The 24,565-nt window shown below is 40.9% G+C and carries 24 protein-coding genes; 11 read left to right on the top strand and 13 right to left on the bottom strand.

Annotated features, from left to right (window positions below):
- Positions 1-73: 73 nt before the first annotated feature.
- The 5 genes from EL244_RS05400 to EL244_RS05420 are packed head-to-tail and all read left to right on the top strand — an operon-like array spanning position 74 to position 4,094.
- Positions 74-1,162 (top strand): ABC transporter substrate-binding protein, encoded by a 1,089-nt coding sequence (locus tag EL244_RS05400; RefSeq protein ID WP_006812716.1) that lies wholly within the window; start codon positions 74-76, stop codon positions 1,160-1,162.
- Positions 1,155-2,174 carry a FecCD family ABC transporter permease gene (locus tag EL244_RS05405; RefSeq protein WP_006812715.1) on the top strand — a complete coding sequence of 340 codons (1,020 nt, stop codon included), beginning with the start codon at positions 1,155-1,157 and terminating at the stop codon, positions 2,172-2,174. Before EL244_RS05400 ends, EL244_RS05405 begins: the two co-directional genes overlap by 8 nt.
- Positions 2,171-2,911, top strand: a complete 741-nt coding sequence (locus EL244_RS05410; protein WP_006812714.1) for an ABC transporter ATP-binding protein — start codon at positions 2,171-2,173, stop codon at positions 2,909-2,911. The genes EL244_RS05405 and EL244_RS05410 overlap by 4 nt, the downstream gene beginning before the upstream one ends.
- A 47-nt stretch (positions 2,912-2,958) precedes the next feature.
- Positions 2,959-3,309, top strand: coding sequence for a cupin domain-containing protein (locus tag EL244_RS05415; protein ID WP_006812713.1), 351 nt, complete (start codon positions 2,959-2,961; stop codon positions 3,307-3,309).
- Between the two features lie 14 nt (positions 3,310-3,323).
- Positions 3,324-4,094 (top strand): class I SAM-dependent methyltransferase, encoded by a 771-nt coding sequence (locus tag EL244_RS05420; protein ID WP_126459299.1) that lies wholly within the window; start codon positions 3,324-3,326, stop codon positions 4,092-4,094.
- 127 nt (positions 4,095-4,221) lie between these two features.
- On the opposite strand, the gene EL244_RS05425 is transcribed toward EL244_RS05420, so the two are convergent.
- From EL244_RS05425 to EL244_RS05445, 5 genes are all read right to left on the bottom strand, one after another.
- The gene (locus EL244_RS05425) at positions 4,222-5,328 is read right to left on the bottom strand and encodes an ABC transporter permease (RefSeq protein WP_126459302.1); all 1,107 of its coding nucleotides are present in this window, start codon (positions 5,326-5,328) and stop codon (positions 4,222-4,224) included.
- Between the two features lie 7 nt (positions 5,329-5,335).
- On the bottom strand, positions 5,336-6,475 hold the full coding sequence (locus tag EL244_RS05430) for an ABC transporter permease (RefSeq protein WP_126459305.1): 1,140 nt from the start codon (positions 6,473-6,475) through the stop codon (positions 5,336-5,338).
- Positions 6,472-8,211, bottom strand: a complete 1,740-nt coding sequence (locus tag EL244_RS05435; protein ID WP_126459308.1) for an ATP-binding cassette domain-containing protein — start codon at positions 8,209-8,211, stop codon at positions 6,472-6,474. The genes EL244_RS05430 and EL244_RS05435 overlap by 4 nt, the downstream gene beginning before the upstream one ends.
- An 8-nt stretch (positions 8,212-8,219) precedes the next feature.
- Positions 8,220-9,209, bottom strand: a complete 990-nt coding sequence (gene hlyD / locus EL244_RS05440) for a secretion protein HlyD (RefSeq protein WP_006812708.1) — start codon at positions 9,207-9,209, stop codon at positions 8,220-8,222.
- A gap of 66 nt (positions 9,210-9,275) precedes the next feature.
- The gene (locus EL244_RS05445) at positions 9,276-9,974 is read right to left on the bottom strand and encodes a CerR family C-terminal domain-containing protein (protein ID WP_006812707.1); all 699 of its coding nucleotides are present in this window, start codon (positions 9,972-9,974) and stop codon (positions 9,276-9,278) included.
- 289 nt (positions 9,975-10,263) lie between these two features.
- Here EL244_RS05445 and rhlE point away from each other — a divergent pair, with 289 nt between their 5' ends.
- The 3 genes from rhlE (at position 10,264) to EL244_RS05460 (ending at position 12,963) form a co-directional block, all read left to right on the top strand.
- Complete coding sequence (gene rhlE / locus EL244_RS05450; protein WP_039853984.1) at positions 10,264-11,616, top strand: ATP-dependent RNA helicase RhlE; 1,353 nt, start codon at positions 10,264-10,266, stop codon at positions 11,614-11,616.
- Positions 11,616-12,575 carry a tRNA dihydrouridine(16) synthase DusC gene (gene dusC / locus EL244_RS05455; RefSeq protein WP_126459311.1) on the top strand — a complete coding sequence of 320 codons (960 nt, stop codon included), beginning with the start codon at positions 11,616-11,618 and terminating at the stop codon, positions 12,573-12,575. Before rhlE ends, dusC begins: the two co-directional genes overlap by 1 nt.
- Before the next feature lie 139 nt (positions 12,576-12,714).
- A complete protein-coding gene (locus tag EL244_RS05460; protein ID WP_006812704.1) occupies positions 12,715-12,963 on the top strand; it encodes a GlsB/YeaQ/YmgE family stress response membrane protein in 249 nt (82 codons plus the stop codon).
- Positions 12,964-13,067: 104 nt separating this feature from the next.
- On the opposite strand, the gene EL244_RS18280 is transcribed toward EL244_RS05460, so the two are convergent.
- The 3 genes from EL244_RS18280 to EL244_RS17885 all read right to left on the bottom strand — a co-directional run bounded on the left by EL244_RS18280 (position 13,068) and on the right by EL244_RS17885 (position 15,055).
- Positions 13,068-13,421, bottom strand: coding sequence for a hypothetical protein (locus tag EL244_RS18280; RefSeq protein WP_126459314.1), 354 nt, complete (start codon positions 13,419-13,421; stop codon positions 13,068-13,070).
- Positions 13,422-14,016: 595 nt separating this feature from the next.
- Positions 14,017-14,856 carry a 3-mercaptopyruvate sulfurtransferase gene (gene sseA, locus EL244_RS05470; protein WP_126459317.1) on the bottom strand — a complete coding sequence of 280 codons (840 nt, stop codon included), beginning with the start codon at positions 14,854-14,856 and terminating at the stop codon, positions 14,017-14,019.
- Positions 14,857-14,893: 37 nt separating this feature from the next.
- Complete coding sequence (locus EL244_RS17885; protein ID WP_006812700.1) at positions 14,894-15,055, bottom strand: hypothetical protein; 162 nt, start codon at positions 15,053-15,055, stop codon at positions 14,894-14,896.
- Between the two features lie 243 nt (positions 15,056-15,298).
- On the opposite strand from EL244_RS17885, the gene dinG reads away from it, so the two are divergent.
- Complete coding sequence (gene dinG, locus EL244_RS05475; RefSeq protein ID WP_112836411.1) at positions 15,299-17,410, top strand: ATP-dependent DNA helicase DinG; 2,112 nt, start codon at positions 15,299-15,301, stop codon at positions 17,408-17,410.
- 55 nt (positions 17,411-17,465) lie between these two features.
- On the opposite strand, the gene dps is transcribed toward dinG, so the two are convergent.
- The gene (gene dps, locus EL244_RS05480) at positions 17,466-17,969 is read right to left on the bottom strand and encodes a DNA starvation/stationary phase protection protein Dps (protein ID WP_126459320.1); all 504 of its coding nucleotides are present in this window, start codon (positions 17,967-17,969) and stop codon (positions 17,466-17,468) included.
- 269 nt (positions 17,970-18,238) lie between these two features.
- Positions 18,239-19,126, bottom strand: coding sequence for a threonine/homoserine exporter RhtA (rhtA, locus tag EL244_RS05485; protein ID WP_126459323.1), 888 nt, complete (start codon positions 19,124-19,126; stop codon positions 18,239-18,241).
- Positions 19,127-19,428: 302 nt separating this feature from the next.
- Between rhtA and EL244_RS05490 the strand changes: the two genes are divergently transcribed.
- Positions 19,429-20,004, top strand: a complete 576-nt coding sequence (locus EL244_RS05490; RefSeq protein ID WP_126459326.1) for an LOG family protein — start codon at positions 19,429-19,431, stop codon at positions 20,002-20,004.
- A gap of 228 nt (positions 20,005-20,232) precedes the next feature.
- Positions 20,233-21,807: an ABC-F family ATPase gene (locus EL244_RS05495; protein WP_006812694.1), complete on the top strand. Its 1,575-nt coding sequence runs from the start codon at positions 20,233-20,235 to the stop codon at positions 21,805-21,807.
- A gap of 86 nt (positions 21,808-21,893) precedes the next feature.
- On the opposite strand, the gene EL244_RS05500 is transcribed toward EL244_RS05495, so the two are convergent.
- From EL244_RS05500 to moeA, 3 genes are all read right to left on the bottom strand, one after another.
- Positions 21,894-22,229, bottom strand: a complete 336-nt coding sequence (locus EL244_RS05500) for a zinc ribbon domain-containing protein YjdM (protein WP_126436536.1) — start codon at positions 22,227-22,229, stop codon at positions 21,894-21,896.
- 153 nt (positions 22,230-22,382) lie between these two features.
- Entirely contained in the window at positions 22,383-23,105 is a 723-nt protein-coding gene (gene moeB, locus EL244_RS05505; protein WP_154600622.1) for a molybdopterin-synthase adenylyltransferase MoeB, read from the bottom strand.
- A gap of 29 nt (positions 23,106-23,134) precedes the next feature.
- Positions 23,135-24,376, bottom strand: a complete 1,242-nt coding sequence (gene moeA, locus EL244_RS05510; protein WP_126459329.1) for a molybdopterin molybdotransferase MoeA — start codon at positions 24,374-24,376, stop codon at positions 23,135-23,137.
- Between the last annotated feature and the right edge of the window lie 189 nt (positions 24,377-24,565).

Consider the following 24,565-nt stretch of genomic DNA (forward strand, 5'->3'; position numbering starts at 1 on the left):
TAGAATAGCTTGAGTATAAATGATAATCATACACATTATCAATTAAGTTATTGGCAGGGAGTTGAATAACCATATGATAAATAATGTTTTTAAAATAGCAGTAACATTTTCTATGTTCGGGTTAGTGGTTAATGCGAGTGCATCTCAAGCAGTTGATTTTACGGATATGTCCGGTGATAAAATTCATTTATCTGCCCCTGCAAAACGTATTGTTGTGATCCCCATTCCTGCGGCGTCAATGCTAGTGGGTATGGATGAAAGTAGTGAAAAATTAGTCGGTATGCACCCCTTTGCCAAAGTTGCAGCTCAGGAAGGAATGCTTGGAAAGATGTTTTCTCCTGTGTTACAGGTTAATTCGAATGTTGTTGGTAATAATTTCACACCGAATATTGAAGCATTGCTCAATGTTGAGCCTGATTTAGTATGGCAATGGGGGCATAGAGGCGACGATATTATTTCCCCGATGCGAGATGCGGGGCTGACTGTTGCAACACTCGGTTATGGGCAAGAAAGTTATACCCAAGAGTGGATCCGATTAATGGGACAAACTTTAGGGCATAACGAAAAAGCCAATGAAATGATCCTGTGGCGCCAACAAGTGGTGAACACGCTTTCCGCTACTACAGCGAAAATTCCTGAATCAGAGCAACCTAAAGTTCTTTATCTGTCCCACTTTAATCAAAGTATTCAAACGTTTGGTTCAACATCTCACAACAATGCCGATTTTGCATTAGCGGGAGGGGTGAGCTTAAATCGGGATTTAACGGGTCCAAGAACACTGAATATTGAGCAAATCCTACTTTGGGATCCCGATATCATTTTACTCGGTAATTTTGAAGAAGGTTTATCCCCTGCGGATGTATATGGTAACCCAATGTTGAGTGACGTTACCGCAGTTAAAAATCAACGAGTTTATAAACTGCCGATTGGCGGGTTTATTTGGGATGCACCAAACCAAGAAACCCCATTGTACTGGCAATGGCTATCAATGGTGTTTCACCCTGAAACCACCAATATTCCTTTACGCGAAGAAATTCGTCAACGTTATCAGCAGCTTTATGGTTATCACGTCACGGAAGATCAAATCGATGGGATTTTACAGATTGAGCTAAATAAAAATAGCCTGCATTACCTTTCTCTGATGGGTAAGCCAAATGCGTAGTCCTTATATGCTCTGGATGACTTTTGGGATGTGTTTCCTTTTTATATTTTTGTTGGCGTTGAGTCTTGGGCGTTATCCGGTCTCATTTTCTTCTGTATTTCATATTCTCTATGATGCAATTTTAGGGAACGAAAGCGGGGGAAATTATAGCCGTACGGAACAAAATGTGGTGCTGAGCGTTCGATTACCACGAGTTTTGATTGCCGGTATTGCGGGGGCTGGTCTTGCCGTTGCGGGAGCCGCTTTACAAGGTATCTTCCGTAATCCTCTTGTCGGGCCGCAAATTATTGGTGTTTCTTCTGGCGCTGCGTTAGGCGGAGCTTTAGCTATTTTACTGTTTTCCTCACTATTGATAACTATCTCATTTGCTTTTATTGGTGGGTTGGTGGCGATTATGTTGGTTTTTTTATTAGGTATGAATCGCCAAGGAAGCCCGCTACTGATGTTGATCCTCGCAGGCGTCATTATCAATGCCTTTTTTGCTGCACTCATTTCATTGATTACCTATTTTGCAGACCCTAATAACACGCTGCAAACCATTGTTTTTTGGTTGATGGGGAGCTTTGCTAGCGCTTCTTATCTAAAGCTCATGATTGTACTGCCAGTTGTTTTGTTTTCGATATTGATTATTTTTGCTTTGCGCTTTCGTATTAATGTGCTGTCACTAGGAGAAGAAAATGCACAGGCTTTAGGCATGAAAATCAATCGGACGCGTTGGGCAGTGTTACTCAGTGTCACATTGATCACCAGCGCTACAGTCGCAGTATCTGGCACTATTGGGTGGGTAGGGTTAATTGTTCCCCATATTGCGCGAATTGTAGTGGGGCATGATCACCGTATTTTGTTGCCTGCCAGTGCTGTGATTGGTGGGATTTATATGATTGGTGTAGATACCTTTGCTCGGAGTATTACCAATGCAGAAATTCCACTCAGCGTCATCACGGCTTTAATTGGAGCGCCTATTTTTGCGATTTTAATTCATGCGCTTAATAAAAAGGTGGCTGATTTATGATTGACGTAAAACATCTCAATTTTTCGATAGGTCAGCGTCAGTTATTCACTGATTTAAGTTTCAATCAGCCTAAAGGGAGTATTGGGGCTATTTTGGGTCCCAATGGGAGAGGGAAAACCACTTTATTGCGGTTATTGTTGGGGTTACAAAAAGGCATGCAAGGTCAGGTATCTCTAAATGCTCCCGTTGCGTATGTGCCACAACTTACAGGCTCTTTGTTTCATTACTCTGTACGTACTATGGTGAGCCTAGGGCGTATTCGCCATCTACCTTGGTATGCTTCACCCAGTGAACGCGATAATCAAATTGTTGAGCAATGCTTGGATTATTTAGGTCTACGTCGTTTTGCCAGCCAACAATTTAATCGATTGAGTGGCGGTGAAAAGCAAATGGTCATGATAGCCAGGGCACTTGCCAGCGAACCTCAAATTTTAATTTTGGATGAGCCTACCTCTGCATTGGATTTAGCCAATCAAGATAATGTTCTTAGTACGTTACGTGATTTAGCCCAACACCGTGAAATGACCATTTTATTTACTAGCCACTATCCACAGCATGCTCTGCATATTGCTGACCATTCGTTATTACTGTTTAACGAAGGGCACTGTTTATTTGGTGAATCTCAACACATTTTAACGGAACAAAACCTTTCTCAACTCTACCAATTACCGGTGGCAATTATGCCCATTCATGAGCAAAGCAGAGAGATACAAGGGGTTGTTCCACTGTTTAGATAATTTTTGAATGAGCATAAACAATCAATAGCATTAAGGAATGTGAAATTATGAGCGATAACACAATAACGCCTGCTGAAGCCTTAACTATCAGCACACTAATTAACTATACCGAACAAGGGATTGCCAGCCGAGTTTTAGCTAAAAATGGCGGGGGAAATATGACTTTATTTGCCTTTGATAAAGGTCAGGCATTATCTGAACATAGTGCTCCTTTTGATGCCATTGTGATGGTTGTTGAGGGTAGTTTGTTGCTGACGATTAACGGTGAATTGGTGACAGCTAAACCGGGAACTATAGTCAGAATGCCAGCGAATATTCCTCATGCTGTTGATGCGCCTGAGCCCGCCAAAATGCTGTTGGTGATGTTGCGTGAACCGAATCATGAGTGTAACCATTAGTTTGGAGATTATTTATGGAACAATCATTTACTGCGCATGAGGCAGGGCATAAATTTTTAGCCCGTCTTGGGAAAAAACGCTTACGTCCCGGCGGAAAAATTGCTACTCAGTGGTTACTGAGCCAATCTGGTTTAAATAAAGATAGTCAAGTACTTGAAATTGCATGCAACATGGGAACGACTGCCATTGAAATTGCTTCACAATATCATTGTCATATCACAGGTATAGACATGGATAAACACGCCTTGGAGAAGGCTCAAAAAAATGTAGACCAGCATGGTTTAACGGATTTAATCACTCTCCAAATGGCTGATGCGTCAAAATTACCCTTTGCTGATAATAGCTTTGATGTGGTGATCAATGAAGCCATGCTAACAATGTATGGAGATAAAGCGAAAGCAAAATTATTGCAGGAGTACTATCGTGTATTAAAACCCGGTGGTTGCTTATTAACCCATGATATTGCGTTTAAAGATGCGCAGGATCCACAAGATATTGCGGCAGAAATGCATCAAGCTATTCATGTAAAAGCACAACCGTTACCTCAAGCTCAATGGATTGATTTATTTAAGCAAGCAGGCTTTCAGAGCGTACTGTCTAGTACAGGACCAATGACCTTATTGTCACCAAAGGGGCTGATTTATGATGAAGGCTTACTTGGTACGATAAAAATTATTCGAAATGCATTAAAAAAAGAAAACCGACCTCAATTCTTACGGATGTTCCGCCACTTTCGAAAAAATCGTGGAAAATTAAACTATATTGCCGTTGCTAGCGTGAAATAAGGAAGCCCAAAAATACGCGCAAGGACGCGCTAAATTGTATCTAGCCTCCGTACTTTGAACAGAGAGCTTAAAACGTTAATCTGAGTACTATTAACTGCTTTCAATAGGCAATTTCTAACCGATAAGATTAAGCAATTTTCTTACGAAACAGATAATAGGCAAGATTACTGGTCACTAATGCAATAATTAGCAAAGGCCATAAACTGTGAAAAACCACTGAAAAATCTGCATCTTTGAGGTAAATCTGTTTAGTAATATCCGTAAAGTGACGAATAGGGTTTACCCAAGTAATGTCTTGCAGCCATACAGGCATATTCTCTACTGGGGAAATATAGCCGGACAGCAAAACGGCGGGCATCATAAATACAAACACCCCAATAAAAGCTTGTTGCTGAGTAGAGCAGAGCGCAGAAATTAATAACCCAAATCCTACCAACGATAATCCGTAAAATACCATTGTTCCGTAGAACAGTAACAGAGAACCGGCGAATGGAATTTGGTAGCAAAAAATCCCAATGATTAGCACCAAGGTTGCTTGAGCGGTCGCCACCACCAAGGCTGGAACCGCTTTTCCGATAAAAATTTGCCATGTGGTGAGTGGGGAAACTAATAGTTGGTCGAGCGTCCCTTGCTCCCGTTCTCGGGCAATCGACAGTGAGGTCACGATTAACACGCCAATCGTGGTGATCAAGGCGACCAGTGATGGCACGATAAACCATTTATAGTCTAAATTGGGGTTGTACCAGTTACGGACAATCAGCTCACTATTATTCGGTTGAACTTGTGTTTTGCTCAGCTCTTGCTGATATTGCATCACAATTTGCTCGATATAATTGGCCGCAATTTGCGAGCTATTTGAATTTCGTCCATCCAACAATAGCATCATATTCGCAGTATGGTGGCTGGCGATATTCGCACTAAAGTTCTGGTTAAACCTGACGACTAATAATGCTTTCCGGTTATCGAGAGTTTCGCGGATCTCATGCTCATTTTTTAACAGTAAAACATGGGAAAACGCACTGGCTTTAGCGAGACGCTGAGTAAGCTCAATGGAATGCTCTCCACTATCTTGGTCAAAAATCGCGATAGTGGTATTGGTGACTTCCAACGTTGCCGCAAGAGGGAATAAAATCATTTGAAAAATCACGGGCATAATCAAAATAATTCGAGTCTGTTTTTCTTGCAACAAAGATTGCAGCTCTTTCATTATTAAGGTGTAAAGGCGATAAAACATAGGCCCCTCAATCCAAGCGACGGCGAGTTTTTAATGCCGTTAAGCCGATAAATAAAATAGCGGATGCGATTAGCAATAAAAAGTCAGTGAGTAAAACTAAATAAATATCACCCGCTAAAAATAGGGTTTGTAGACTACTGACAAAATAACGAGCAGGGATAAAGTAAGTCACTACTTGAATGAATGCTGGCATGCTATCAATTTCGAAGATAAACCCAGATAACATGATTGCAGGTAAAAATGCCGCATTTAGTGCGACCATGGCTGCATTAAACTGATTACGAGTAATAGTAGAAATTAATAATCCCATCCCTAAGGCCGTGGCGAGATACAAACTGGTGATCACAAATAACACTAATAAAGATCCCCGATAAGGAATATTGAGTACAAAGGTTGTCACCAACATACACAAAATCATCACAAAAGAACCAAGCACTTGGTAAGGTAATAATTTTGATAGCAATAATTCAGTGCGTGTTATTTGTGTGGAGAGTAGCGCTTCCATCGTCCCACGCTCCCATTCCCGAGCAATCACTAGCGAGGTTAAAATCGCCCCCACCACTGTCATAATAATGCTAATTGCCCCTGGGATAATAAAGTGCTGACTCAACGCTGCTTCGTTAAACCAATAACGCATATTCAATTCAATCAATGGATCAGTGGGATAGCCTTTGTTCTCCCCCTGTTGCACGAGCCAAGTGTGCCAAACACCTTTGGTATAGGCTTGAACAAAATTGGCGGTATTGGGTTCGCTACCATCTGTGATCACCTGAATAGCGGCGTGTCCATCTGGGCGCAAGAGTTGCTCGGAAAAGTTCACTGGGATCACGACAATTCCACGAATTTCACCGGCTTGCATTTTATTGATCAGTAAATGGCGATCGTTGCTAATGGTCGCATCAATAAAGGGGGATCCCGTGAAGGTATCAACCAATTCGCGGGCTTCTTGGCTTTGCTGATCCATTAAAATACCCACACGCAATTTACTGGAGTCTAAATTGATTCCATAGCCGAAAATAAATAGCAGCATCAAGGGGATGACAATAGCAATTAACGCGCTGCTTGGATCGCGAACGATTTGTTTACTCTCTTTCCAGCATAAGGCTTTTAGCCTACGCCATGAAAAACGGGAGGCGGCAATACTCATTTTTCCTCCTGTTGCTTGTCATAGTTAGCAATCAGTTCGATAAAAGCATCTTCCATGGAAGGATTCGAATTTTCAGTACTCGCCACTTGTTGTTTCAGTTCGTCAGGGGTTCCTGCCGCAATAATTTTACCGTGATAAACCAGACCTATACGGTCACAATATTCAGCTTCATCCATAAAGTGAGTGGTCACCATCACGGTAACACCTTTATCAACCATTCCATTAATATGTAGCCAAAACTCACGGCGGGTGAGTGGGTCAACACCGGATGTTGGCTCATCTAAAAACAGAATATCGGGTTCGTGCATTAGGGAACAGGCAAGGGCAAGACGCTGTTTATAGCCTAATGGTAGTGAATCGGTAATTTGGTTAATGATCGGATTAAAGTTAAACGCATCGACCATCTCCTGTATTTTTTGGGTTTGTTTTTTATGATGTAAACCGTAAACACCTGAGAAGAATTTTAAGTTTTGTCCGACTTTAAGATTGCCATACAAAGAGAACTTTTGTGCCATATACCCCAGATGCTGGCGGGCTTTATTAGAGCTGGTTTTTAAATCCATCCCAAGCACTAATGCTTGCCCATCTGTTGGTTTCATTAAGCCGCACATCATTTTAAATGTCGTGGATTTTCCCGCGCCATTGGGACCTAATAAGCCAAAAATTTCCCCGCGTTTAACTTGGAAATTAACTGTATCGGTTGCGGCAAAGTCCCCAAATTTTTTGGTTAGATTACGGGCTTCAATCACCGTTTCGTTGGGTGCTGGTGGAATTTGGGGAACAATTGATGCCAATTCTGAACGATGTGATGGCCCACCGCCGAGCAAATCAATAAATGCATCTTCAAAACGCGGTTCGGCGGGCAGTAATTTTTGTTGCCCCATATTTAATGCGTTGAGTAAATTTTCTTGGGATGCATCGGGCTTCAGTATTAAACGGATATAGCGTCCTTGGATCACACCATCGGTGGTTTCAGGAAGAACGAGGGCATCCTGTAAAATTGTTCGTTTTTTAGTGGCTGGAACGTCCAACAAAAAGGAGCGTCCAGCCATGTGTTGTGTCAACTTTTCAGGTTCTCCGCTATACAGCAGTTTACCTTTATTTAGCAGAAGTACTTCCTTACACTGTTGTGCTTCATCCAAGTAGGAGGTACTCCAGAGGATCAACATACCATCATCAGCAAGGGTGTGAACCATTTGCCAGAGCTCCCGTCGAGCGATGGGGTCGACGCCGACACCAGGCTCATCGAGCAATAACACTTTGGGTTTGCCGAGTAAGGTGCAAGCGAGTCCGAGCTTTTGCTTCATTCCTCCTGACAGCTTTCCTGCCAGACGTGCAGTAAACGGAGCTAAGCTGGTGAAGGCTAATAATTGTTTATAAGTTTGTTGACGTTCTTCACCAATCACACCGCGCAAATCAGCATATAAATCGAGATTTTCTTGTACCGTTAAATCTTCGTACAATCCAAACTTTTGCGGCATGTAACCCAAGTTTGCACGCACCTCAATGCTATCTTTGATGGGATCTAATCCCATGATGCTAATGTTGCCTGGATCGGGTTTGAGTAGCCCAGCAAGCATGCGCATTAGGGTGGTTTTTCCTGCCCCATCTGGACCCACTAACCCTGTTACTGAGCCACCATGGATAACCGTGGTTAAGCTTTCAACAGCGGGGGAATCTAATCCTAAAAAGGTCTTTTCGACCCCTTGTAGGTGGATGCTGTAATCTTGAACCATAATCTGCCCTATTTTTGAGCATCAGTGAATTGGATAGTTACAGGCATTCCTTGGCGTAGTTTGTCATTGGGGTCATCAACAATGATGCGCAAGCGATAGACTAAATCGGTCCGTAGATCCGGTGTTTGTACACTTTTAGGGGTAAATTCCGCGGTAGGGGAAACAAACCCAATGGTGCCGTGATAAGGGGTATTGGGCTGGCTATCGGTATACAAGAGAACTTTGCTACCGGGAATCGCATCACCTAAATGTGCTTCACTGACGTAGGCTCGGACCCAAACTGGATTTGTTAACGTGACACTGAATACAGTATTGCCAGCACCAATGATCGTTCCTGGCTCAATAGCTCGCGTCAAAATTGTGCCATCAGATGGCGCAGTAAGAATGGTGTCTGCAAGATCTAATTCAGCTTGTGCTACAGCGGCTTCCGCTTGTAGCCATTCACCGCGTGCGGCCGCAATTTCCTCTTGGCGAAAACCACTTTGGTATTGATTGAGTTTATCTTGGGATGCTTTTAGCGCTGCAAGGGTTTGATTGCGATTATTTCTTGCATTATCAAGGTCATTTGCTGAAATTAATCGTTGAGCTGCTAGCCCTTGTTGACGTTTAAAAAAGCTGTCTGCGTATTGCCAAGCTGCTTGCCGTTGAGCCACTTCCGCTTCTACTTGCGCAATTTCTTGGGTACGGTATCCACTTTCTTTTAATGCTAATTGGGCTTTTGCACTATCACGAACCCCTTTAGCTTTATTGAGAGCGTTGATATAGGGGGCATCATCAAGTTTCCCTAATTGCTGCCCTGAGGTGACTTTAGCACCTTCATCCACATCTAAAGATGCTAGTTTACCGCCGACACGGAAACTAAGGTTAACGGTTCGCACATCCACATTACCATATAGGGCTAATGATGGGCTCTGCATTGATTGGTAGTAGTAGCCACCTGCAGCTGCGATTAATATGACAATAATAAGAATAATAACGGAACGGCGTTTATTGTTCATAGCTAACCTTAATAATGGATAAGTTTATAACTTAAAACTATGGTTTGACTTTATCCATGCATCATATCACTTTTCTGTCTGTTGGCGTTGACGTAATCCCAATAATAGAATGTCAATGTGTTCAATAAGGACTTGATTAATAATTTTAAATTCATCCTCGTTGATATGTTTCCAGCCGGTTTGCCTAAGCAGCGTTTCTCGCGCAATTCGGAAAGAGAGTGTTTCTCCTAGAATGGCGTGGGTATGAATCAACGTCGCTAAGTTATTGGGGTCTGCACCAATATAGATAGAAATTAAACGATTTAAACGTGAATGAATTGGACCAAGAGCTTGTTCATGGATGATGGCATAGGCTTCAGTAGGGTTGAGTTGCTCTCGGGCTAAAATACGTGAAAAGCTGAGATTTTCTTTTTTTAGTTGGAAAAAGTTATAGGAGATGATGGTTGTTTTAAGGAGGTCTAATGCCTCTTCGGGCTCTTGAGAGTTAACAGATAAGCTCAAAAAATCATCTATCTTAGATAAGGTTTCAGAGAAACTTTCTTTTATATTATTCGCAATTTCTTGCGCTACAGCGAGGTAAAGCCCTTCTTTAGAGCCAAAATAGTATGAAATGGCAGCAATGTTTTGCCCAGAGGCGTGTGCTATTTTACGAGTGGTTGCGCCATCAATACCTTGTTCTCCATAAACATCAGCTGCGGCAAGAAGAAGCTGATATTTGGCATTTTCCCCACGCAAAGTTGGCGATGAGTTTGTGTTCATAAACATTCCTTTTTAATACAGAATAAAATTATTTTCAGTATGCTCTTGATTGGCACTTACTATTTTTGAGATTCGTAAACTGATTTATCTCAGTTTTGTCTACGTATATATACTATATAAAGCAGATTTTGTATTAGTTTACTTATAAATCTAAATTAATATATTTATCACAGTCAAATGATGGTAGAATTTTTGCATATCGCATGGCAGTTTGCGCTTTTTCTTTTCTTAAATATCAAACCTTCCCCCTAGAGCTGCCCAAAAATTTGAAGCGGTGAAGCCCGGAGTAAATAACTTGACTAGTTTTTCTGACCTCGCGTTAAACGAGGAAATCTTGCGTGCCATTAATGAATTAGGCTACGACAGCCCTACGCCCATTCAACAACAAGCTATCCCAGCAGTATTGGCTGGCAATGACTTATTAGCCAGTGCTCAAACGGGTACAGGTAAAACGGCAGGTTTTACTTTACCTATTTTACAGAAGCTCGTTGATGCGCCACGCAGTGGAAATAATCGTCGACCAATTCGAGCATTAATTTTAACACCAACTCGAGAATTAGCGGCTCAAGTGGCTGAGAATGTTAAAGAATATAGCCGTCATTTAAATATTCGCTCTTTCGTCGTATTTGGTGGTGTCAGCATTAACCCTCAAATGATGAAACTTCGCAGTGGCGTGGATGTATTGATTGCTACGCCTGGTCGTTTACTGGATTTAGAGCATCAAAATGCGGTAGATTTGTCACAGGTAGAAATTTTAGTGTTGGATGAAGCAGACCGTATGTTAGATATGGGATTCATTCACGATATTCGCCGAGTGATCACTAAATTACCTAAAAAGCGCCAAAATTTACTGTTTTCTGCAACTTTCTCGGATGATATTAAACAGCTGGCGAGTAAATTGCTTAATAATCCAGTCTCTATTGAAGTGGCTCCGCGTAATTCGGCATCAGAGCAAGTGACTCAGTATGTTCACTTGGTCGATAAAAAACGTAAAGCTGAATTACTCTCGTTCATGATTGGACGTGAGAATTGGCAGCAAGTGTTAGTGTTTACTCGGACTAAACATGGTGCTAACCGTTTAGCAGAGCACTTGAATAAGGATGGAATAAAATCCGCTGCAATTCATGGTAATAAAAGCCAAGGAGCACGTACTCGCGCTTTAGCTGATTTTAAATCAGGGGATATTCGTGTATTAGTTGCGACAGATATTGCAGCACGAGGCTTGGATATTGAACAACTTCCACATGTTGTTAACTTTGAGCTACCGAATGTGGCTGAAGATTATGTCCATCGCATCGGTCGTACTGGGCGTGCAGAAGCAACTGGTCAGGCAATTTCATTAGTCTGTATTGATGAAGTTAAGTTACTTAAAGATATTGAAAAGTTACTGAAAAAATCCATTCCAGTTATGGCGATTGATGGTTATGAGCCAGATCCTTCAATCAAAGCTGAACCTATTCAAAAACCGTCTCAACGTAATGATCGCCGCCCTTCAGAAAATCGTGGTGGCAATGATAGAGGAAGCCGTGGCAATGACCGCCCTCGTCGCGGTAACGCTAATGCAGGCAAAGGTAAATCTGAGGCTTCTTCCGGTTCACCATGGAAAAGCGCACAAAAAAGAGTGAAACAGGGGCGCAGTGAAAGCTAATGCGTGTGTTATTAGCCCCGATGGAGGGGGTTCTTGACTCTTTAGTTCGCAGTTTATTAAGCGAAGTGAATGATTATGATTTGTGCATTACTGAGTTTGTGCGAGTCGTAGATACGTTATTGCCGGAAAAAACTTTCTATCGGTTATGTCCTGAGCTACGTCATGGTAGTCGAACACCTTCAGGAACGTTAGTTAGGGTGCAGCTGTTAGGGCAGCATCCTGAATGGTTGGCTGAAAATGCCAACCGCGCGATTGAACTGGGTTCATGGGGGGTAGACCTTAATTGTGGTTGCCCATCAAAAACGGTAAATGGAAGTGGCGGTGGTGCGACACTCTTAAAGCAACCAGAGTCCATATATCGCGCTGCAAAAGCGATGCGTGATGCCGTGCCTAAAGAGCTTCCTGTTTCTGTCAAAGTTCGTCTTGGTTGGGATAGTAGCCAATTTTCGCATGAAATTGCGGATGCTGCTCAACAAGCGGGGGTAACTGAGCTGACAGTTCATGGTCGAACCAAAGAAGATGGCTATAAAGCAGAGTGTATTAATTGGCAGGCAATTGGTGATATTCGCCAAAGATTGACTATTCCAGTGATCGCCAATGGGGAAATTTGGGACTATGAAAGTGCCAAACGATGCATGGAAATTACTGGATGTGATTCTATTATGATTGGTCGTGGCGCGCTAAATACCCCAAATTTAAGTCGAGTGATTAAGCAGAATGTTGCTCAAATGCCTTGGGAACAGGTTGGAAAGTTATTGTTTAAGTACACCGAGTTAGAAAAGCTAGGTGATACTGGACACTATCATGCCGCACGTATCAAACAGTGGTTAGGTTATCTGCGTAAAGAGTACCCGCAAGCGGATACGTTATTTTCTCAAGTAAGAGCATTAAAAAATGCGAGTCAAATTGCTGAAGTTATTGCTCATCATGTTGAATATGGCTCGATATCAGCCATCTAAAAAAGAACTAATTTGCCAAAATTTGAGATACAGTCTTTAATATAAAGTGTATGGCGGTGATTAAATGAATAATAGGTCATCACTGTATGCAACCAACTAAAGCATTTATTTAGTGCAACTTACATTTCGGAGGCGTCAAATGGGAGTTATTGCTTGGATCGTGTTTGGTTTAATCGCCGGTGTTTTAGCGAAATGGCTTATGCCAGGAACCTATCAGATGGGTTTTATCATGACGACAGTATTAGGGATCGTCGGTGCGGTTGTTGGGGGGTACATTAGTACTTTCTTTGGCAAAGGTAAGGTCGATGGCTTTAATTTTGGTAGTTTTATTGTCGCAGTGATTGGCGCAATAGTGGTGCTATTTTTAGCCGGAATGTTTATCAAATAGAGCACTGTATTTTCTCTGAATAACTAGATAATGATTAAAGCCGCATGTTATGAATTTTGCTAAATAACATGTGGCTTTAATTTTTTTGGCATGGAATCTCTTGATTATGCGAATTTTTGGATAGATGAAGCGTTTAGTGACATATGTTCAAATAGCTTTTGTATAAGAAACCCATTTTTTGAGTAGTGCCAAGTAATATAGTTATTTTCAATAAGGGAAAGAGACATTTTTCCAACATTAATATAATTTTCTAATACTGGGTCAAACTCTAATGTTCGATAAGAATATAGATAGAAAGTCATATTTTCTAAATTTATTGTATTAAAGCAACTTGTAATATATCGATTTGAATTCTTAAATATCACTGGATGTATATTAACTGTCTGTTGCCATTGGATTTCTTTTTTTAAGCTGTTCATTAATATATTACAGATTATTTTATTATCATTATAGTCCATTTGATGACCTCATATCTTTCTTGCCGAAATACTAAGGGTATTATTTATGCAATCCAGTAATATAGTAACTTCATCTAAATATCTTAAGTGAAGAAAGTAAGTTATTTCATCATAGTTTTTTATGGATAAAATACATTTAGTATTAATAATATATTGATTTATTAATGCCGATAATTTTTTATCTTTTGTGTCGATGAACGAAATGTAATTATGTAATGATAATATCTTTCGATGCAACATTATTTTATGTGAGTTTTCATTGTTGAATTGAGATTCTGATATCATAGTAAAATAATCATTTAGCAATCGGTTTAACTTATCTTTATGAAAATAAAAGGAAGCCTTTTGATTAAATTTAACTGTTAATTTTGTTGTTTGTAATAAAACCCATAATGTTGCTGTTGTACCAATAAAAGTGGATAAAGTACCTAGGTTTATAACCCATAAATCCCATGGTATGTTCATGAATACGGTGCTCCATTTAAATTGAAGCCGTTAATTATTTTATTAAATATTTATAATAAAAATATTTTAAAGTGGATAAGTAATAAATAGCTTCCTCATAGATAATTTTTAATATGAGGAAGCCAAATAATTAGGGTTCGATTGGGAGACCGTTATCTTGCCCCCATTGAGCCCAAGACCCATCATAAAGGCGTACATTATGATTACCGAGCAGAACCAGCGCCATTAATATGACAGCGGCTGTCATACCAGAACCACAGGTTGTTACTGATGGAGCATGGATATCTACACCGTGTTCAGCAAAAATAGCCGCGAGCTGTTCTGGATTTCGGTATTCGCCATTATCGACAAGTAAATCCCAAGGTACGTTTTTACTGCCTGGAATATGCCCCATTCTTAAGCCGGGACGAGGCTCTGGTGCTTGAGCTAAAAAACGAGCCGCTGCACGGGCATCGATAATTTGCGCTTGACCTTGGTTAACGATATCAAGCATTTGTTGCTGGTTTAATGCATTCGCATCTTGGCGGCTTGCAATAAACTGTTGTGCTGGTGGAGGAGTGACTTTACCTGATTGAGTCGCGAAACCAGCCTCTTTCCATGCCGTTATGCCGCCAGCAAGTATTTTGACCTGTTTACAGCCTAGCGTTGTGAATGTCCACCATGCTCGAGGAGAAGAAAATAAATTATTCTGAGCATAAATAATAACTTGGGTATCATTACCAATACCCATCAAGCTAACAGCTTGGCTGAAGGTTTTCTCATCTGGCAACATATGAGGAAGATCAATTGTCTTGTCAGCAACCTCATCTTGATTAAAAAATTGGGCATTCGGAATATGTTCGTCTAGATAATGTTGGTAACAATCATAAGGTGCAGTTGGCGGTGGAGTTGAAACGTCAAGTACCACAATATTGCTATCTGAAAGGTGTGTATTTAACCATTGTGGCGTAACAAAATAATCGTTGTACATAAGCGTTCTCCATCCCAGATTGATAATTAACTCGCTATTAATTGATTTGATTAGGCGCAGGTAATATAGATGATGATTGAGTTTGATTTTGCTCTAAAGGCGTGGTGGAGCGTGTATAGATATTCATGCCAGCTAACACAATTCCGCCAACTGAACTCAACGCGCACAGAGCGCAAAATGCGATGACAAACTTTTTCATTTTTTATTGCCTAAGTCATAATTTAAGAAACCAAAGTATAACTGGATGGTTGTTGCAAACAAGTTAAACGGGCTTTTTTCTTACGATGAAATTGGGGTTTTGCGAAAGGCTTTCCAAAATTTGTGTATAATGGGTATTAATACAGTAGTTTTGCGAACGGTTTCGCAAAAAGTGGATTAGGCTTTTTTCTTCCTGATCCTAATTAGTTATGTTATCTCCCTAACTTGGTCGCCTGCGTAATTTATGTCCCTATCAAATACAGTAAAACAGCAAATAACCCAATGGTATAAAGGGCTATCAGAACAAATAGATGGTTTTATACCCCGGGCTCCTCAGCGTCAAATGATTGCTGAAGTCGCTAAAAATTTAGCTGATGAAGATGGGCGGCATTTAGTCATTGAAGCACCGACGGGGGTAGGAAAAACATTATCTTACTTAATTCCGGGTATTGCTGTTGGGCGAGAAGAAGGAAAAACGTTAGTCGTGAGTACGGCTAACGTCGCGCTGCAAGATCAAATTTTTAGTAAAGATTTACCCTTGTTGAGTAAAATCATTCCCGACCTTAAATTTACAGGCGCTTTCGGACGTGCTCGTTATGTCTGCCCCCGCAATTTAGAAGCCATCTGTGCTGCTGAAGGGGAGCAAATAGACTTAATGTTATTGGTAGAGGACAAAACGGAAATCGCCAGTAGTGAAGAGCGGGCTATGTGTCAGCAACTGCGTAATGATTTTCACAGTTTTGCTTGGGATGGGTTAAGGGATCATCACAAACGGGCATTTAGCGATAGTCTCTGGCGCAAGGTAAGTACAGATAAAATGAACTGCCTTGGGCGTAACTGCCAGTTTTATCAGCGTTGTCCGTTCTTTATTGCTCGCCGTGAAATTGAAGATGCCGATGTGGTTGTTGCAAACCATGCTTTGGTGATGGCTGCAATGGAAACCGAATCTGTTTTACCTGATCCTAAAAAATTGCTATTAGTGCTTGATGAGGGGCATCATATCCCAGATGTAGCAAGGGACTCGCTAGAAGTTGAAGGGGAAATTACGTTAGTTCAAATTACGGCACAGGTGGATAATTTTCTCCATCATGTGGGGCAATATATGGCTCAATTTCGTCCAGCGAAGCCCCCTAAATTAGCTAATCCAGAAAAATTACAATTACATGCTGAAAAACTGAGAGAATGTTTTCGTGATTTTTCGTTATTAGCGAATGGGTTATTGCCGGAAACTGCAAAAGACCCTGAGTATTTATTTCCAATGGGCGTGTTACCTGAAGCGATGCAATTATGCTGCCAGGAGCTTTTTAAGTTAACCGATGCATTACGTGGTTTATCCGAATCTATTTTAAATGATTTAACCGAGCAAACCGCCAAGCAGGATATTGTCCGTTTACACCGTTCAATCTTAGTGACTAGCCGCGCCATGGGTTACTTTGAAAATATGGCAAAGTTATGGCGCTTAGCTTCCCTAGATCAAAGTTCTGGGGCGCCTATTTCAAAATGGCTCAGCCGACGTTACGAAAAAAATCAGTCACGGATATTTCTGCACTGTGCTGGGATCCGTGTTAGTGAACAATTACAGCATCTGCTGTGGCGAAATGTACCTCATATTGTTATTACTTCCGCGACATTGCGTTCATTAAATAGTTATTCTCGTTTTATGGAATTAACGGGGTTATCTGAAAAAAGTGATGACCGTTTTGTTACGCTTTCTTCACCTTTTAATCATGTAGAGCAAGGCAAAATTATTATCCCTAAAATGCAATATGAGCCAACAATGGTAACTGAAGCTCAGCATTTAGAAGAAATGGCCGCATTTTTTCGCCATCAATTTACGCAGGGAAATCATCGAGGTGTGCTGGTTTTATTCAGTAGCCAACGAGCAATGGACGGCTTTTTAGAACATGTAAAAGATTTACGTCTACAACTTTTAGTTCAAGGTGACCAGCCTCGATATCGTCTGGTTGAGACCCATTGTGAACGTATTAAGCAAGGGCAAACAAGTGCTTTGATTGGTCTACAGTCATTCTCTGAGGGGTTAGATCTGAAAGGTGAGTACTTGACTCAGGTGCATATCCATAAGATAGCTTTTCCACCAGTGACTAATCCTGTCATTATCACTGAAGGGGATTGGTTAAAATCACTAAAACGTTATCCATTTGAGGTACAGAGTTTACCCAGTGCTTCATTTAATTTGATTCAGCAAGCAGGGCGTTTAATCCGCAGTCATGAATGCTATGGTGAAATCATTATTTATGATAAGCGATTAATAACAAAGAATTATGGTAAACGCTTATTAAATTCATTACCTATTTTTCCCATAGAGCAGCCCGAAATGCCGAAAATAGATAAATAAAAAGAGACCACCGAAGTGGTCTCATGGTCAATTTATATGACTCTATTTTACGACACTACTCTATATTGGCTTCTAACATCCACAGGAATTTATCCAAATCACGGGATGCGGCAGTAAACATATCTGCTGTATTTTCATCTTCAACGTCATCAATCGCCTTACGGATATCATTAGCGACTACTGCATAACGATCGGCTAAGGCTTTTAAATGATCCTGAACTGAATGAATATCAAGAGGATAAGCTTCCAAAGCAGTAAATTTATTCACTTGCTGGACAGTTCCTGTTGCGATGCCTCCAAGTTGTACAACACGCTCTGCAAACTCATCAAGATGTTCAACAATCGTAGTTCTGAAACCATCTAACATTTCATGTATGGCGATAAAGTTACGACCACGCAGGTTCCAATGTGCTTGCTTTGTGATCAGCGAAAGATCAGTAAAATGGACGACCATCATGTTCAGTATATTGATAGTTTCAAGTTTTACGCTGTCTTCAATATCATTACGGCTATATAAAAGTTCACTTGAAGAGGTTTTAAATAATTTTGCAGTATTCATAAGGTTTCCTCTCTTAAATATAAATTTATTCAATTATTTTGTCTGTAGATAAATATAAAAGATTAAATTGAGTCTGTCATAAAGTAATAATCGATTACTTTAATAGGCGCGCTCGATAGATGATTTTTGAGGATCTTGAGATGAGGATAAAATAATTAATTTATATGTCAATTTGATGAATGAATATTTAATTATTCATGATGAGGAAATAAGGTCAGTAATTTCTTACTAACCTTATTTAAAATAAATAATCTATATTTTATAGGACACTATGAGATTTCTTTTATTTTAGATTTTGGTACCGCAGTAGAGGTCGAGCCAATAGAGGCGCATACAATACAGAGCAGAGCTAGCCATTGGGTCATGGTTAAGTGTTCTTGTAAGAATACGATACCTAAAAATGCACCCATACAAGGCTCTAGGCTCATCAATGTACCAAAAGTTCGCGCAGGGAGTTTAGTTAATGCGATCATTTCCAATGTATAAGGAAATGCCGTAGACAAAATAGCGACGGCAAGCGCAATGGGTAAAATAGCTGGGTCAAACATGGCCTCTACCCCAGTCTGCATTAAGCCGATCGGGAAGAAAATTAATGCGGAAATGAGTGAGCCAACCGCAACGGTTGCTGCACCATAACCGGCTCCTGCACGTTTTCCGAAAATAATATAAGTCCCCCAGCATACACCCGCACCTAAAGCATATGCTGCACCTAAAGGATCAATAGCGTTAATTTCATCACCAATAGGTAATAAGAAGAGTAGCCCAGCAATGACAAGTCCAATCCATAAAAAATCGATAGGACGGCGCGATGAGAACATCGCAACGGCTAAGGGGCCAGTGAACTCTAGGGCGACGGCAATGCCTAAAGGAATTCGTTCTAGCGCCAAATAGAATAGGTAGTTCATGGTTCCGAGGGACAAACCATAAGCGAGTAGAGGGACTAAAGAGCTTTTTCTGAAATTTAAGCGCCAAGGTTTAAAAATCACACATAGGATAATTGTGGCTAATAATAGACGTAAGCCTGTCACCCCTGGAGCGCCGATAAGTGGAAATAATGTTTTAGCCAAAGAGGCGCCACTTTGAATAGAGGCCATTGCAAGTAATAGTAACCCTATTGGCAATAATGGAAATGCACTCTTTTTAGTATCGGCAGACATGAATAAAGAAACCTCAAAAAACGATAAAACCCAGCAGTTTTTTACAGTCAAAGTGGGTAAATCTATAAATAAAGTACCACTTGCGAGTCTATTTACCCTAAGCAAGCATAATGTGGGCAATTATCTCATAGAACGTAAGTAGTTTATATTGCTTTATTCAATAGGTGTTTAATTGCGATTTATTATTTCATTTAAGATAATCAGTTAATAATATGATGCTAAAGATTGAGAGTTAAGCTTTCTTGTGGGAACCTTGTAAGTTCGCTCAGTAGAAAAATGAGAATAGGAAGAAAGAGAATAAGATGCAAAAAATTAAAAGTGTGGCGGTTTATTGTGGTTCAAGCTTGGGTTCTAACGAAATTTATAAAAAACAAGCTATTGAGTTTGCGAAAGAAATGGTTAAGCGTGATATTACGTTAGTGTACGGTGGCGCTAGCGTGGGCATCATGGGTATTGTTGCGGATACCGTTTTATCTTTAGGTGGTAAAGCGATAGGGGTGATCCCATCGTTACTTGAGCAGCGTGAAATTTCCCATAAAAATCTGTCTGAGCTGTATCGCGTAGAAACTATGCACGAACGTAAAAGCAAAATGATTGAGTTAGCGGATGCATTTGTTGCTATGCCCGGTGGATACGGGACATTAGAAGAATACAGTGAAGTGTTTACATGGAGCCAGATTGGCTTACATACTAAACCGTGTGGGCTATTTAATATTAACAATTTTTGGCAACCATTGATTGATATGACCAATAAAATGGCAGATGAAGGCTTTTTACATGAAAAATATCGTCATATGGCAATCGTTGAGTCCTCCCCTGCTAGCCTGTTAGACCAATTTGAGACTTATGTTGCTCCACCAGTGAAAACTTATGATTAATTGAGTTTATGGCTGTGGTGTAAATTCCTATCTTCATCAGTCCCCTATTTTTAGCTCGCGCATTAACAAAAACAGAACAAGATCTAAGCGTTCAATTATGGCATAATGCGCGGCTATTTATCCCTATCGTACTTCAAGTCACTGAAGGTCAGTCATCAACTGAGCTCATCAATGACGCTACAAAGATTAATTTAAGGCATCGCAGTGTTAACAACCAACAATATCACTATGCAGTTTGGCAGTAAGCCACTGTTTGAAAATATCTCAGTTAAATTTGGAACGGGCAATCGTTACGGTTTAATCGGCGCGAATGGCGCGGGTAAATCAACCTTCATGAAGATTTTAGGCGGGGATTTAACACCAACCGCAGGTAACGTGAGCACAACAGATCCTAACGAACGTATTGGTAAATTACGCCAAGACCAATTTGCATTTGAAGAGTTCACTGTCTTAGACACGGTCATCATGGGGCATGGCGAGTTGTGGAGCGTTAAGCAAGAACGCGACAGAATTTATGCGATGCCAGAAATGAGCGAAGAAGATGGCTATCGTGTTGCTGATCTGGAAGTTGCTTACGGTGAGATGGATGGTTACAGTGCTGAATCTCGTGCTGGCGAGTTATTATTAGGCGTTGGCATTCCCGTTGAGCAGCATTATGGCCCGATGAGTGAGGTTGCACCCGGCTGGAAATTGCGGGTCCTTTTGGCTCAAGCTCTGTTTTCTAATCCTGATATTTTATTGCTGGATGAGCCAACCAACAACTTGGATATCGATACGATTCGCTGGTTAGAGCAAGTACTTAATGATCGTAACTGCACCATGATCATTATTTCCCATGATAGACACTTCTTAAATACTGTTTGTACGCATATGGCAGATTTAGATTACGGTGAATTGCGTCTGTTCACCGGTAACTATGATGAATATATGATTGCAGCAACTCAAGCAAGAGAGCGTTTATTATCGGATAACGCGAAGAAAAAAGCGCAAATTGCCGAGCTTCAATCTTTTGTTAGCCGCTTTAGTGCTAACGCATCAAAATCAAAACAGGCGACTTCTCGTGCTCGTCAAATTGATAAAATTCAACTGGATGATGTAAAAGCTTCCAGCCGTCAAAACCCATTCATTCGTTTTGAACAAGAGAAAAAACTGTTCCGTAACGCCTTAGAATTAGAAGCGGTAACAAATGGTTATGACCAAGGACCCCTGTTTAAAAATGTGAATTTATTATTGGAAGTTGGCGAAAAAATGGCTGTCATCGGTGCTAACGGTATCGGTAAAACAACATTTTTGAAAACCCTTATGGGGGAAAAAGCCCCAACGAGCGGTATGGTCAAATGGTCGGAAAACAGCAGCATTGGTTACTATGCGCAAGATCATGCAGATGAATTTGAAACTGACCTGAATGTTTTTGATTGGATGAGCCAGTGGAAAAGTGAAGGCGATGATGAGCAAGCAGTACGCAGTATTTTAGGTCGCTTACTGTTCTCTCAAGATGATATCAAGAAAAAAGTATCTGTTTTATCCGGTGGTGAACAAGGGCGCATGTTATTTGGTAAGTTAATGATGCAACAACCAAATATTCTACTTATGGATGAGCCAACTAACCACTTAGATATGGAATCTATTGAATCATTGAACTTAGCGTTGGAACTCTACCAAGGGACTTTGATCTTTGTATCCCATGACCGTGAGTTCGTCAGTTCATTGGCAACACGCATCCTTGAAATTAGAGAAGATAAAATTATTGATTTCAAAGGTACTTATGATGAGTATCTGAAAAGCCAAGGCGTCACTCTCTAATATTTAAGTCATTAAAAAAGCCCCGTTGATAAAGACTATTCCTTAAAAATAGCCAATTAATGGGGCTTTTTAATTTTTAGGTAAAACTAGTTTTTCTTCACAAACTCAGATTTCAGCTTCATTTGACCGAAACCTTCGATTTTACAATCGATATTGTGGTCACCTTCGACTAAACGGATCCCTTTTACGCGAGTTCCGATTTTCAGCATAGATGAACTTCCTTTCACCTTCAGATCTTTGATGACAGTGACGGTATCGCCATCAACTAATAAATTACCATTCGCATCTTTTACGATCAGTTCATCAACTTCTGTGGCAGGCTCTGCATCATTCCATTCATGAGCACACTCAGGGCAGATATACATATCGTTGTCAGTATAGGTGTATTCAGACTGACATTTTGGGCAAGGAGGGAGTGACATATTCATGCTCTCAGTAATAGTTCAAATAGATAGGGACAACCAAGGCTTCCCGAAAGGGGGATAGTATAAGATGAAAGAAGAGAAAAATGAATTTTTAGGAATATTCCTAATTTTGATTTAATTAGTGGCGAGGAAAGCCCTCGCCATAAAAAGTTACTTGCAGACCTCACAATGAGGATCTTTACTCAGTTTAAATTGGCGAAAATCTAGTGTCATTGCATCAAATAGCAGCACTTTTCCAGTATTGACTTTCCCATATTGGGTGAGTAGTTTGATGGCTTCCATCGCTTCTAATGTACCGATCGTACCAACTAATGGCGCCATAACGCCAGCTTCAACACAGGTTAAGCTATTTTCACCGAAAAGCCGGCTAAGGCAGTGATAACAAGGCATTCCATCTTCATAGGTGAACACGGACAATTGACCTTCCATGCGAATTGCTGCACCAGAAACCAACGGTATTTTATGGGTTAAACAGAGGCGGTTGAGTTGCTCGCGAATAGCCACATTATCGGTACAATCCAGTACGACCTGATGTTGACTGACTAATGTATCAAGTTGTTGCTCGTCGAGTTGAGCATTGAATGTCTCGATCTTAATATGCGGGTTGATAGCAGCAAGTTGTGCTTTTGCAGAATCCACTTTTGGCTCGCCTATCGTGGCGTCACGATGCAGGATTTGGCGTTGTAAATTGGATAGGGATACCGTATCAAAATCCACTAATGATAAGTGTCCAACACCAGCAGCAGCAAGATATTGAGTCGCTGCACAGCCAAGACCGCCTAATCCGATAACCAGAACTTTACTTGCCTTTAGCTTTTCCTGCCCATCAAAATCAAACCCTCGCAGGATGATTTGGCGGTTATAGCGTAGCATTTCCTGATCACTAAGTTCTTGCACGGCGCTCACTCACTTTTTAATAAGTAATTGAACATTTCGACATCCACCATTTCACCCGCAGTGACTTTCCCACGCTCACGTTCTAATACAATAAAACAATTAGCTTGGCTGAATGAGCTGAAGATATGCGAGCCTTGGTGACCTGTCGTAGAGACCTGAAGTTGACCTTGTTCATTGGTGCTTAAAATACCGCGTTGGAAATCAAGTCGACCCGGTGATTTTTTTAGTGGGGTAGTGACTGGGACTTTAAAGCGTACAGGGGCTTTCCATTGACTATGGCCTGACAGTCGCGCAATTAATGGCTGTACTAATTGGTAGAAAGTGAGTGCTGCGGAAACGGGGTTGCCTGGTAAGCCGCAAAACCATGCGGAACTTAGTTTGCCGAATGCGAATGGTTTACCCGGTTTAATGGCTAGTTTCCAGAAGCCAATTTGCCCCAGTTCGTCAAGAATTTGTTTGGTATAGTCGGCTTCGCCAACAGAAACACCGCCACTGCTGATGACTAAATCAGCTTGCTGATTAGCTTCAATAAAGGTTTGTTTTAATCTCTCCGGTGAATCAGGGATCACGCCAAAATCTAAAACTTCGCAATTTAACTTTTCTAACATTAGGCGTACAGCAAAACGGTTAGTATCATAAATTTGCCCTTCGGCAAGGGGCTGTCCCACGGCTTGTAGCTCATCACCAGTTGAAAATACAGCGACTTTCAAGCGGCGTTGAACTTTCACTTTAGCGATACCCAAAGAGGCAATTAACGGTAATTGAGCGGTAGACAGTAGAGTACCTGAAGGGAACACTGCGCTGCCTTCAGTAATATCTTCTCCAGCTTTACGAATATTATTGCCTAGCTTAAAACTCTCCGTAAAAATAATACCTTGTTCAGTCTGTTCTGCCGACTCTTGCATGACGACGGTATCGACACCCTTAGGGATTGGCGCGCCAGTCATGATCCGCACGCAGCATCCTGCTGGTAACTCTCCAACCATTGGATTTCCTGCAAAGGATTTACCGGCAACAGGCATCGGCGTTTTTCCATCCCAATCCGCAAAGCGTAGGCCATAGCCATCCATCGCTGAGTTATCAAAAGGAGGAACATTGATGGGAGAAATCAGGTCTTCAGCAATAATTCGTTGGGCAGACTCAGTAAGTGGAATGATTTCTGTGCTAGTCACTGTGGTGGTTTGAGAAAGAAGTTTTTCTAGTGCAAGCTCTAGAGAAATCAAATCGTTAGTATGGCACTGGTCCATAAATAGTTACCCTCACTATAGTTATTGGCCTTGAGGCTGAGAATAGATTCGTTGGCGGTATTATGGCAGATATCGGGCATTGGGTGAATGAATAGAAATTGATTGCAGATAGCTTTTGGGCAGATTGTTTGGCGATTTAGATTCTTTCATTCGTGGGTACAGGGTTTTAGATAAAAAAGCTAAAATAAA

The sequence above is a fragment of the Providencia rustigianii genome, assembly GCF_900637755.1.
Classification (GTDB): domain Bacteria; phylum Pseudomonadota; class Gammaproteobacteria; order Enterobacterales; family Enterobacteriaceae; genus Providencia; species Providencia rustigianii.

Excerpts from the sequence above, each read along its gene's own strand:
- dps (WP_126459320.1), bottom strand. The coding sequence starts at position 17,969 with ATGAATACTGCAAAATTATTTAAAACCTCTTCAAGTGAACTTTTATAT.
- EL244_RS18280 (WP_126459314.1), bottom strand. The coding sequence starts at position 13,421 with ATGGACTATAATGATAATAAAATAATCTGTAATATATTAATGAACAGC.
- EL244_RS05420 (WP_126459299.1), top strand. The coding sequence starts at position 3,324 with ATGGAACAATCATTTACTGCGCATGAGGCAGGGCATAAATTTTTAGCC.
- EL244_RS05415 (WP_006812713.1), top strand. The coding sequence starts at position 2,959 with ATGAGCGATAACACAATAACGCCTGCTGAAGCCTTAACTATCAGCACA.
- rhtA (WP_126459323.1), bottom strand. The coding sequence starts at position 19,126 with ATGTCTGCCGATACTAAAAAGAGTGCATTTCCATTATTGCCAATAGGG.
- EL244_RS05500 (WP_126436536.1), bottom strand. The coding sequence starts at position 22,229 with ATGTCACTCCCTCCTTGCCCAAAATGTCAGTCTGAATACACCTATACT.
- EL244_RS05425 (WP_126459302.1), bottom strand. The coding sequence starts at position 5,328 with ATGTTTTATCGCCTTTACACCTTAATAATGAAAGAGCTGCAATCTTTG.
- EL244_RS05410 (WP_006812714.1), top strand. The coding sequence starts at position 2,171 with ATGATTGACGTAAAACATCTCAATTTTTCGATAGGTCAGCGTCAGTTA.
- moeB (WP_154600622.1), bottom strand. The coding sequence starts at position 23,105 with ATGCTACGCTATAACCGCCAAATCATCCTGCGAGGGTTTGATTTTGAT.
- EL244_RS17885 (WP_006812700.1), bottom strand. The coding sequence starts at position 15,055 with ATGAAAAAGTTTGTCATCGCATTTTGCGCTCTGTGCGCGTTGAGTTCA.
- EL244_RS05460 (WP_006812704.1), top strand. The coding sequence starts at position 12,715 with ATGGGAGTTATTGCTTGGATCGTGTTTGGTTTAATCGCCGGTGTTTTA.
- moeA (WP_126459329.1), bottom strand. The coding sequence starts at position 24,376 with ATGGACCAGTGCCATACTAACGATTTGATTTCTCTAGAGCTTGCACTA.
- EL244_RS05495 (WP_006812694.1), top strand. The coding sequence starts at position 20,233 with ATGCAGTTTGGCAGTAAGCCACTGTTTGAAAATATCTCAGTTAAATTT.
- sseA (WP_126459317.1), bottom strand. The coding sequence starts at position 14,856 with ATGTACAACGATTATTTTGTTACGCCACAATGGTTAAATACACACCTT.
- EL244_RS05490 (WP_126459326.1), top strand. The coding sequence starts at position 19,429 with ATGCAAAAAATTAAAAGTGTGGCGGTTTATTGTGGTTCAAGCTTGGGT.
- EL244_RS05405 (WP_006812715.1), top strand. The coding sequence starts at position 1,155 with ATGCGTAGTCCTTATATGCTCTGGATGACTTTTGGGATGTGTTTCCTT.
- EL244_RS05430 (WP_126459305.1), bottom strand. The coding sequence starts at position 6,475 with ATGAGTATTGCCGCCTCCCGTTTTTCATGGCGTAGGCTAAAAGCCTTA.
- dusC (WP_126459311.1), top strand. The coding sequence starts at position 11,616 with ATGCGTGTGTTATTAGCCCCGATGGAGGGGGTTCTTGACTCTTTAGTT.
- hlyD (WP_006812708.1), bottom strand. The coding sequence starts at position 9,209 with ATGAACAATAAACGCCGTTCCGTTATTATTCTTATTATTGTCATATTA.
- dinG (WP_112836411.1), top strand. The coding sequence starts at position 15,299 with ATGTCCCTATCAAATACAGTAAAACAGCAAATAACCCAATGGTATAAA.
- EL244_RS05400 (WP_006812716.1), top strand. The coding sequence starts at position 74 with ATGATAAATAATGTTTTTAAAATAGCAGTAACATTTTCTATGTTCGGG.
- EL244_RS05445 (WP_006812707.1), bottom strand. The coding sequence starts at position 9,974 with ATGTTTATGAACACAAACTCATCGCCAACTTTGCGTGGGGAAAATGCC.
- EL244_RS05435 (WP_126459308.1), bottom strand. The coding sequence starts at position 8,211 with ATGGTTCAAGATTACAGCATCCACCTACAAGGGGTCGAAAAGACCTTT.